The 9264-nt window shown below is 67.9% G+C and carries 10 protein-coding genes and 1 tRNA gene; all 11 read left to right on the top strand.

What is annotated here, in order from left to right; all coding sequences use genetic code 11:
* The coding region (locus VLI41_RS03310) for a hypothetical protein (RefSeq protein WP_325266632.1) at positions 1-86 on the top strand (86 nt) is incomplete at its 5' end.
* 265 nt (positions 87-351) lie between these two features.
* Positions 352-684, top strand: a complete 333-nt coding sequence (locus VLI41_RS03305; protein WP_325266631.1) for a hypothetical protein — start codon at positions 352-354, stop codon at positions 682-684.
* A 407-nt stretch (positions 685-1091) separates the two neighbouring features.
* A tRNA-Trp gene (locus tag VLI41_RS03300) sits at positions 1092-1167 on the top strand.
* A 77-nt stretch (positions 1168-1244) separates the two neighbouring features.
* On the top strand, positions 1245-1553 hold the full coding sequence (gene secE, locus VLI41_RS03295) for a preprotein translocase subunit SecE (protein ID WP_325266630.1): 309 nt from the start codon (positions 1245-1247) through the stop codon (positions 1551-1553).
* A 7-nt stretch (positions 1554-1560) separates the two neighbouring features.
* Positions 1561-2121, top strand: a complete 561-nt coding sequence (gene nusG, locus VLI41_RS03290; RefSeq protein WP_325266629.1) for a transcription termination/antitermination protein NusG — start codon at positions 1561-1563, stop codon at positions 2119-2121.
* Positions 2122-2404: 283 nt separating this feature from the next.
* Positions 2405-2836: a 50S ribosomal protein L11 gene (gene rplK / locus VLI41_RS03285; protein ID WP_325266628.1), complete on the top strand. Its 432-nt coding sequence runs from the start codon at positions 2405-2407 to the stop codon at positions 2834-2836.
* Between the two features lie 4 nt (positions 2837-2840).
* The gene (gene rplA / locus VLI41_RS03280) at positions 2841-3533 is read left to right on the top strand and encodes a 50S ribosomal protein L1 (RefSeq protein ID WP_325266627.1); all 693 of its coding nucleotides are present in this window, start codon (positions 2841-2843) and stop codon (positions 3531-3533) included.
* Between the two features lie 75 nt (positions 3534-3608).
* Positions 3609-4109: a GNAT family N-acetyltransferase gene (locus VLI41_RS03275; protein WP_325266626.1), complete on the top strand. Its 501-nt coding sequence runs from the start codon at positions 3609-3611 to the stop codon at positions 4107-4109.
* Between the two features lie 330 nt (positions 4110-4439).
* Positions 4440-4955 carry a 50S ribosomal protein L10 gene (gene rplJ / locus VLI41_RS03270; protein WP_325266625.1) on the top strand — a complete coding sequence of 172 codons (516 nt, stop codon included), beginning with the start codon at positions 4440-4442 and terminating at the stop codon, positions 4953-4955.
* Between the two features lie 42 nt (positions 4956-4997).
* Positions 4998-5390: a 50S ribosomal protein L7/L12 gene (rplL, locus tag VLI41_RS03265; protein WP_325266624.1), complete on the top strand. Its 393-nt coding sequence runs from the start codon at positions 4998-5000 to the stop codon at positions 5388-5390.
* A 616-nt stretch (positions 5391-6006) separates the two neighbouring features.
* Positions 6007-9264: DNA-directed RNA polymerase subunit beta (rpoB, locus tag VLI41_RS03260; RefSeq protein WP_325266623.1), on the top strand; the 3258-nt coding region annotated here is incomplete at its 3' end.

Genomic DNA, 9264 nt, shown 5'->3' with positions numbered 1-9264 from the left:
TCGCCATGGACCAGGGGCTGCGCTTCGCGATCCGCGAGGGCGGCCGCACGGTGGGCTCCGGCGTGGTCTCCAAGATCCTCGAGTAGACCGCCCAGGCCGCGCACCCGGTCCCAAGGCCGCCGGCCATCCCGGCGGCCTTTTGCGGGGCGAATCGGGCGCTCGCGGATCCGGCGCGGCGGTTCCGCGCGGGCCGCGCACGCTTGCAAAACTGACCGGCAAAGATCAAGGAAAACAGCGGCTTCACCATAGCCGTCAAATTGACCGAACGGCGAAATTCTCATTGCCGCACCCCGTACGCGGGCGCACAGTCGTCGAAACCGGCGCTCAGCCGGGTCGGGTTGGGAGGAGAGAATGCGTTTCAGTTCAGGAGTCTGCGCCGCCTTGGCCTTGGGTGCGCTGGGCCTGGCGGGTTGCGGCGACGGCGGGGTCTCCAGCGCGAGGGCTTCGGACGGCGCCCAGTCCGACGTCACCGTCGTGGCCACGGGCTGCCCCAAGGCGCCGAAGCCGGACTGCGTCACGCTGACCGCCGACGGCAAGACCTGGGACGTGACGGCCGCCGGCGTCGATCTCAAGCGCGGCGTCGCGGTGAACGTCACCGGCTCGCCTGGCGGGCAGGGCGCCTGCGGTCCCAAGCTCACCCAGGCGCAGGTCGAGTACACCGGCCTGCAGTGTCCGAAGAGCTGAGGCCCGGCTAGCGCGACGGCGTTTCGTCCGAATTCGATTTCGCCGGTCGCCGACCGCCGCCGGTCGGCTCGCCCGAGGCGGGGTCCGTGGCCGTCTTCCTGGTCCTGGTGGAGGTCTCCGAGCCTTTCGGCTCATAGGCCGTGCGCGGCGGCCGGCCGGGCTTCTGTTCATCGTCGCGATTGTAGGCGTCCTGGGGGCGGCGTTCGGGCATCGGAGCGGTTCCGGAATCTGCGGGAAGTCGTCCTCCAAACGGGCCGGCCGCGACGATCGATCCGCCTTGCCCGCCCGGGGCGCCCCTGCTAAACCGCGCGGCTCCGGCGATGAGCCGAGCGCGCCGGAAGGCTTCACCGCCTTCCGGCGCGCTGTTCATTGTTCGGAGGCCAGGCGTCAAGTCGGGCTTGCGGCGAAGGAGTGTAGCTCAGCTGGTAGAGCATCGGTCTCCAAAACCGAGGGCCGGGGGTTCGAGTCCCTCCACTCCTGCCAACCTATATAGAGTTATCTGACATCCCTCAGGCGCAGGCCCCGGCCCCTTCAGGAAACGAGAGTTCGAAATAGCCACCATGGCCAGGAAATCGGGCGGACGGCCGCCGCAAGCGATCAGGAATCGCGCCGCCAAGACGGCGGCGGCGATGGCCTCGCCCTCGGCCGTGGCTCAGGCCCAGCCGAAGAAGAGGGTCTCGATCGCCCAGTTCGCCCGCGAAGTGCGCGCCGAAGCCCGCCGGATCACCTGGACCACGCGCCGCGAGACGTGGATCACCTCGGTGATGGTCGGCATCATGGTGGTTCTGGCCGCCGTGTTCTTCATGGTCGTGGACTGGGCGATCTCGAACGCCGTCACCTGGATCCTCAAGCTGGCGAGCCCCGGATAAGAAACCCATGTCGGAACCCGCCCAAACCTCCAATCCGCGCCACAAGTGGTACATCGTCCACGCCTATTCCAACTTCGAGAAGAAGGTGGCCGAGAGCATCCGCGAGCAGGCGCGCGCCCAGGGCCTGGAAGACTCGTTTTCCGAGATCCTGGTGCCCACCGAGGACGTGGTCGAGATCCGCCGCGGCCGCAAGGTGAACTCCGAACGCAAGTATTTCCCGGGCTATGTGCTCGTGAAGATGGACCTCACCGACGAGGCCTATCACCTGGTCAAGAACACGCCCAAGGTGACGGGCTTCCTGGGCTCGGGGTCGAAGCCCATGCCGGTCACCGAGCGCGAGGTGGCCCGCATCATCGGGGCGATCGAGGAAGGGGTCGAACGGCCCAAGCCCACCATCACCTTCGAGATCGGGGAGCAGGTGCGCGTCACCGACGGACCGTTCGCAAGCTTCAACGGCGCGGTGGAGCAGGTGGACGAGGAGCGCGCCCGCCTGCGCGTCACCGTCTCCATCTTCGGCCGCGCCACCCCCGTCGAACTCGAATACGGCCAGGTCGAAAAGATCGGCTAGGGCCTTTCCCTCCCCTTGATGGGGAGGGACAGACCGCGAAGCGGTCAGGGTGGGGAAATCAGGATCAATCGGCGAGCTACCGGTCCTGGCCCAAGCTCCCCCCACCCCGCTCGCCTGCGGCGAGTCGAGCCTCCCCATTAAGGGAGGGAAGGTTGTTTCGGGGGGGCAGGTCTGTTAGAGCCGCGCGCTTCGCGCTTGCGCGAATTCAAATCCGTGGGAGAGGGCGGCCACCGTAACCTCGTGACCACGGCTCAACCGGGGCTCCGGCCCCCAGGAGCAGAAGATGGCCAAGAAGATCCTCGGCTACATCAAGCTGCAGGTGCCCGCCGGCGCCGCCACGCCTTCGCCGCCCATCGGGCCGGCGCTCGGCCAACGCGGCGTCAACATCATGGGTTTCTGCAAGGAGTTCAACGCCCGGACCGAGAAGGAGCAGCGCGGCACGCCGCTGCCGACCGTCATCACGGTCTATCAGGACAAGAGCTTCACCTTCGTCACCAAGACGCCGCCGGCCAGCTACTACCTGAAGCAGGCGGCGAGGCTGCAGTCGGGCTCCAAGGAGCCGGGCCGCTCGGTCGCCGGCCGGGTCACCCGCACCCAGCTGCGCGAGATCGCCGAGAAGAAGATGAAGGACCTCAACGCCAACGACGTCGAGTCCGCCGCGCGCATCATCGAGGGCTCCGCCCGCTCGATGGGCCTCGAGATCGTGGAGCGCTGATCCCATGGCCAAGCAACCCAAGCGCACGCAGAAGTGGGAAGGCGACCTCGCCCTGGCTCATCCGCTGCCCGAGGCGGTCAAGCTGGTGAAGGCCAACGCCAACGCCAAGTTCGACGAGACCGTCGAGATGGCGGTGAACCTGGGCGTCGATCCGCGTCACGCCGACCAGCAGGTGCGCGGCGTCGTCTCGCTGCCTTCCGGCACCGGCCGGGATGTCCGCGTGGCGGTCATCGCCAAGGACGCCAAGGCCCAGGAGGCGACGGCGGCCGGCGCCGACATCGTGGGCGCCGAGGACCTGGTGGAGCGCATCCAGGGCGGCTTCATGGAGTTCGACCGGGTGATCGCCACCCCCGACATGATGGCCCTCGTCGGCCGCCTCGGTAAGGTGCTGGGCCCGCGCGGCCTGATGCCCAACCCGCGGGTCGGCACGGTGACGCCGAACGTCGGCCAGGCGGTCAAGGACGCCAAGGGCGGGGCGATCGAGTTCCGGGTGGAGAAGGCGGGCATCGTCCACGCCGGGGTCGGGAAAGCCTCCTTCACCGAGGAGCAGTTGACCGCCAACGTGCGGGCGCTGATCGAGGCGCTGAACCGCGCCAAGCCCTCCGGCGCCAAGGGGACCTACATCAAGAAGATCAGCCTCTCGTCGACGATGGGGCCGGGCGTCAAGGTCGACGCCGGCTCCTTCGGCGCCGCTTGATCCCTCCCACCCGGGGCAGGGAAGAACCAGAAGGAGCGGCGGCGACGCCGCTCCTTTGCATTTGGGGGGACTCGCATGCAGGTGAGCCTGGAATCCGCCGTCGACAAGCGCGCGACCGTCGAGAACCTGTTCCAGTTCTACGTGCATGATTTCGCGGACTTCTGGGAGACGCGCCGGACGGACTTCGGGGAGGACGGCCGCTTCGGGCTCTATCCGCCGCTCGCCGCCTACTGGACCGAAGCCGGCGCCGAACCCTACCTGATCCGCGCCGACGGCAAGATCGCGGGGTTCGCGCTGATCGACCGTCACAGCCACTCCGGCGAGCCGGTCGACCACAACATGGGCGAGTTCTTCGTCGCCCGGCACTATCGCCGCGAGGGCGTCGGCCGCGCCGCCGCGCTCGCCGTCATCCGCGAACGCCCCGGACAATGGGAGCTCGCGGTGGCCCGCAAGAACACCGGCGCCCTGGCCTTCTGGCGCCGCGTCGCCGCGCAGGTCGCCGCCGGCCCGGTGGACGAGCGCGATCAGGCCGACGACCGCTGGGACGGGGCGATCCTGCGCTTTCGGGCCGTTTGATTTCCGCGCCGGCATCCTGTATGTGCCGCGCCTTCTAGAGTTTCGCCCGGCCGCAAGGCGGGGCGGGCAGGGGAGGTTCCTCCCTTGCTCCTGTCCGAGAACTGCGGGGTTTCGGAGGCCGTCCGAAGCCGTAACGCGGGGGAGAGCCCTCCCTCGGCCGCCGGGAGACGGGAAGATGAGGCTTCCGCATCGCCGCGCGTGCGCGGACGGGCGGGGCTGCGGCTTCTCAAGGACAGGTCCGAACGGCGACGTGCCCAGACCATCGGGGCGCGCCTAGCTATCCGGCGTCCGGGCTCCTCCGGGCGTCGAACCGACCTCGAGGAGCCCGCAATGGACCGCGCTCAAAAGCAGGAGAACGTCGAGGCGCTGAAAAGCGTCTTCGCGTCCGCCGGCGCCGTGGTGGTGACTCACTACCTGGGTCTGACCGTCGCCGAAGTCACGGACCTCCGAGGCCGCCTCCGGCATGAAGGCGCCCAGCTCAAGGTGGTGAAGAACACCCTGGCGCGGAAAGCCCTGGACGGGTCGGTCGGCGAAGCGGGCGAGGCCCTCTTCAAAGGCCCCGTCGCCATCGCGTTCGCTCCGGACCCGGTCTCGGCCGCCAAGGTCGCCACCCAATACGCCAAGGACAACGAGAAGTTCTCGGTGATCGGCGGCCTGATGGGTGACCAGGTGCTGGACAAGGGGGCCGTGACTTCGCTCGCGAGCCTGCCCTCGCTCGACCAGCTCCGCGCCAGGATCGCGGGCCTGCTCCAGGCGCCGGCCACCAAGGTGGCGGTCGTCCTGCAGGCGCCGGCCGGTCAGCTGGCCCGGGTGCTCAACGCCTACGCGACCAAGGACGCCGCCTAAGTCTCATCTCCCCGACAACCCTATCTTCAAGGATCGAAACACATGGCCAATCTGCAAGAGCTGGTGGACAACCTGTCCGCCCTGACCGTCATGGAAGCCGCCGAGCTCTCCAAGATGCTGGAAGACAAGTGGGGCGTCTCCGCCGCGGCGCCCGTCGCGGTCGCCGCCGCCCCGGGCGCGGGCGGCGCGGGCGCAGCCCCGGCCGAAGCCGCCGAGGAGCAGACCGAGTTCACCGTCGTGCTGACCGCCGGCGGCGACAAGAAGATCAACGTGATCAAGGAAGTCCGCTCGGTGCGTCCGGATCTCGGGCTGAAGGAGGCCAAGGATCTCGTCGAAAGCGCGCCGCAGAACGTGAAGGAGAATGTCTCCAAGCAGGAGGCCGAAGAGGTCAAGAAGAAGCTCGAGGACGCCGGCGCCTCCGTGCAAGTGAAATAACTGGCGAGATCTTCGCCTCACGAAAAGCGCCGGGAGAGATCCCGGCGTTTTTTGTTTGGCCTGTGTTGGATGGGATGCGGCGGCCGGTCGGGGCGCCGCCCCGCAGGCTGGCGCGGCCGCCGGCAGAAGCTTCGCAGCGAAGGGCCCTATCTCCGTGGCTGGCGTCGAGCGTCCGACGGATTGTCAGGTAGATGAACAGTCGCTGAATGGCAGGGGAACAATTGCGGGGGCTCCGTGGTTTGGAGGCTGCGCGACCAGCGTAGACTATCGGAAGCTAGCACACCCCGGGACACGCCCGGGTCAAAGAGGCGACGTGAGGCACTCCACCCCGCGTCGCCTCACTTTTTTCTGCAGCCAAGGCGACGAGGGTCTTCCCTCGGACGCGGAAAAGCCCTATCTGGGTTCCCTTCGCGAAATCATCCGATTCCCGCACCGCTTTCGCGCGTGTTGCTCCGAGGCATGGTCCGCCGCCCTCCGACCATGCGAAGGAGCGCCCCCGACGACACCAGGGGGCAATCCGGCGTCCGCTCCGCCCGCAAGGCGGAGAGCCGAGGGTGGACGCGAGGATCAGAACTGACGCCGGGACTCCGTCCCGCTCGCGTCCCAAGGGACAAACATGGCGCAATCTTTCACCGGCAAGAAGCGGATCCGGAAGTCGTTCGGCCGCATCCCTGAAGCCGTGCAGATGCCGAACCTGATCGAGGTTCAGCGGTCTTCCTACGAGCAGTTCCTGCAGCGCGAGGTACGCCCCGCCGACCGCGGCGAGGAGGGCCTCGAGGCGGTCTTCAGGTCCGTCTTCCCGATCAAGGACTTCAATGAGCGCGCGGTGCTCGAATACGTCTCCTATGAGTTCGAGGAGCCGAAGTACGACGTCGAGGAATGCGTCCAGCGCGACATGACCTACGCGGCGCCTCTGAAGGTGAAGCTGCGGCTGATCGTGTTCGAGACCGACGAGGAGACCGGCGCCCGCTCCGTCAAGGACATCAAGGAGCAGGATGTCTACATGGGCGACATCCCGCTGATGACGGAGAAGGGGACCTTCATCGTCAACGGCACGCAGCGGGTCATCGTCTCCCAGATGCACCGCAGCCCGGGCGTCTTCTTCGACCACGACAAGGGCAAGACCCACGCTTCGGGCAAGCTGCTGTTCGCCGCCCGGGTGATCCCCTACCGCGGCTCGTGGCTCGACTTCGAGTTCGACGCCAAGGACATCGTCTACGTCCGCATCGACCGGCGTAGGAAGCTGCCGGCTACCACCTTCCTGATGGCGCTGGGCATGGACGGGGAGGAGATCCTCTCCACCTTCTACGACACCGTCGCGTACGAGAAGCGGCCGGAGAAGAAGGGCAAGCCCGGCGGCTGGACCACGGCCTACAAGCCCGATCGCTGGCGCGGCGTGAAGCCGGATTTCGCCCTGGTCGACGCCGACACCGGCGAGGAGATCGCCCCCGCGGGTCAGAAGATCTCGGCGCGCAACGCCAAACGCTTTGGCGACAGCGGGCTGAAGAGCCTGCTGCTGCCGGCCGAGGCGCTGAGCGGCAAATACCTGGCCGCCGACCTGGTCAACCCGGAGACCGGCGAAATCTACGCCGAGGCGGGCGACGAACTGGATCCGGCGCTGCTCGCCGCGCTCGAGGAGCAGGGCTTCACGACCATCAACGTGCTCGACGTCGACGAGCTCACGCTCGGCGCCTACATGCGCAACACCCTGCGGGTCGACAAGAACGCCGCCCGCGAGGACGCGCTGTTCGACATCTACCGGGTCATGCGTCCGGGCGAGCCGCCGACCGTGGAAGCCGCCGAGGCCATGTTCAAGTCGCTGTTCTTCGATTCCGAGCGCTACGACCTGTCCTCGGTCGGGCGGGTGAAGATGAACATGCGCCTGGAGCTGGACTGCCCCGACGACGTGCGGGTCATCCGCAAGGACGACGTCATCGCGGTGCTGAAGACCCTGGTCGGCCTGCGCGACGGCCGCGGCGAGATCGACGACATCGACAACCTCGGCAACCGCCGGGTCCGCTCGGTCGGCGAGCTGCTGGAGAACCAGTACCGCGTCGGCCTTTTGCGCATGGAGCGGGCGATCAAGGAGCGCATGAGCTCGGTCGACATCGACACGGTCATGCCGCACGACCTGATCAATGCGAAGCCGGCCGCCGCCGCGGTGCGGGAGTTCTTCGGCTCCTCGCAGCTGTCGCAGTTCATGGACCAGACCAACCCGCTGTCGGAGATCACCCACAAGCGGCGCCTCTCGGCGCTCGGTCCGGGCGGCCTGACCCGCGAGCGGGCGGGCTTCGAGGTGCGTGACGTGCACCCGACCCACTACGGGCGGATCTGCCCGATCGAGACGCCGGAGGGCCCCAACATCGGCCTGATCAACTCGCTGGCCACCCACGCGGTGGTCAACAAGTACGGCTTCATCGAGAGCCCCTACCGGCGGATCAAGGACGGCAAGATCACCGAGGAGGTGGTCTACATGTCGGCCATGGAGGAGGCGAAGCACGCCATCGCCCAGGCCAACATCAAGCTCGAGAAGGGCGCCATCGCCGAGGATCTGGTCCCCGGCCGGATCAACGGCGAGCCGACCCTGATCCTGCGCGATCAGGTCGACCTGATGGACGTCTCGCCCAAGCAGGTCGTCTCGGTCGCCGCCTCGCTGATCCCGTTCCTGGAGAACGACGACGCGAACCGCGCGCTGATGGGCTCCAACATGCAGAAGCAGGCCGTGCCGCTCATCCAGACGGATGCGCCGCTGGTCGGCACCGGCATGGAGAGCGTCGTGGCGGTGGATTCCGGCGCGGTCGTGGTGGCCCGCCGGCCAGGCGTCGTCGAACAGATCGACGGCACCCGCATCGTCATTCGCGCGACGGAGGAGACCGATCCGACGAAGCCGGGCGTCGACATCTATCGCCTGCAGAAGTTCCAGCGCTCGAACACCTCCACCTGCATCAACCAGCGCCCGCTGGTCCGCGTGGGGGACCGGGTGGCGGACGGCGACGTGGTCGCCGACGGCCCCTCGACCGAGCTCGGGGAGCTGGCGCTGGGCCGCAACGCCCTGGTCGCCTTCATGCCGTGGAACGGCTACAACTTCGAAGACTCGATCCTGATCTCCGAGCGCATCGTGCGCGACGACGTCTTCACCTCGATCCACATCGAGGAGTTCGAGGTCATGGCCCGCGACACCAAGCTGGGCCCCGAGGAGATCACCCGCGACATCCCGAACGTCGGCGAGGAAGCCCTGCGCAACCTCGACGAGGCGGGCATCGTGGCGATCGGCGCGGAAGTGCAACCCGGGGATATTCTCGTCGGCAAAGTCACGCCGAAGGGCGAGAGCCCGATGACCCCGGAAGAGAAGCTGCTGCGCGCCATCTTCGGCGAGAAGGCCTCGGACGTGCGCGACACTTCCCTACGCCTGCCGCCGGGCGTGGCGGGCACCATCGTCGAGGTCCGCGTCTTCAACCGCCACGGGGTGGACAAGGACGAGCGCGCGCTGGCCATCGAACGCGCCGAGATCGACCGGCTGGGCAAGGACCGCGACGACGAGTTCGCGATCCTGAACCGCAACATGCAGGGCCGTCTGCGCCAGCTGATCGTCGGCAAGTCCGCCGTCTCGGGCCCGAAGGGCCTGGGCCGCGGCGAGGTCACCGCCGAGAAGCTGGAGGAGATCCAGCCCGGGCTGTGGTGGCAGATCGCGCTCGACGACGAGAAGGCGATGGGCGAGCTGGAGGCGCTGCGCCGGCAGTTCGACGAGGCCCGCAAGCGCCTCGACCGCCGCTTCGAGGACAAGGTCGACAAGCTGCAGCGCGGCGACGAGCTGCCGCCCGGCGTGATGAAGATGGTCAAGGTGTTCGTCGCGGTGAAGCGCAAGCTGCAGCCG

The sequence above is a fragment of the Phenylobacterium sp. genome, from assembly GCF_035475775.1.
GTDB lineage: Bacteria > Pseudomonadota > Alphaproteobacteria > Caulobacterales > Caulobacteraceae > Phenylobacterium.
This window is presented reverse-complemented; position numbering and strand designations above follow the sequence as displayed.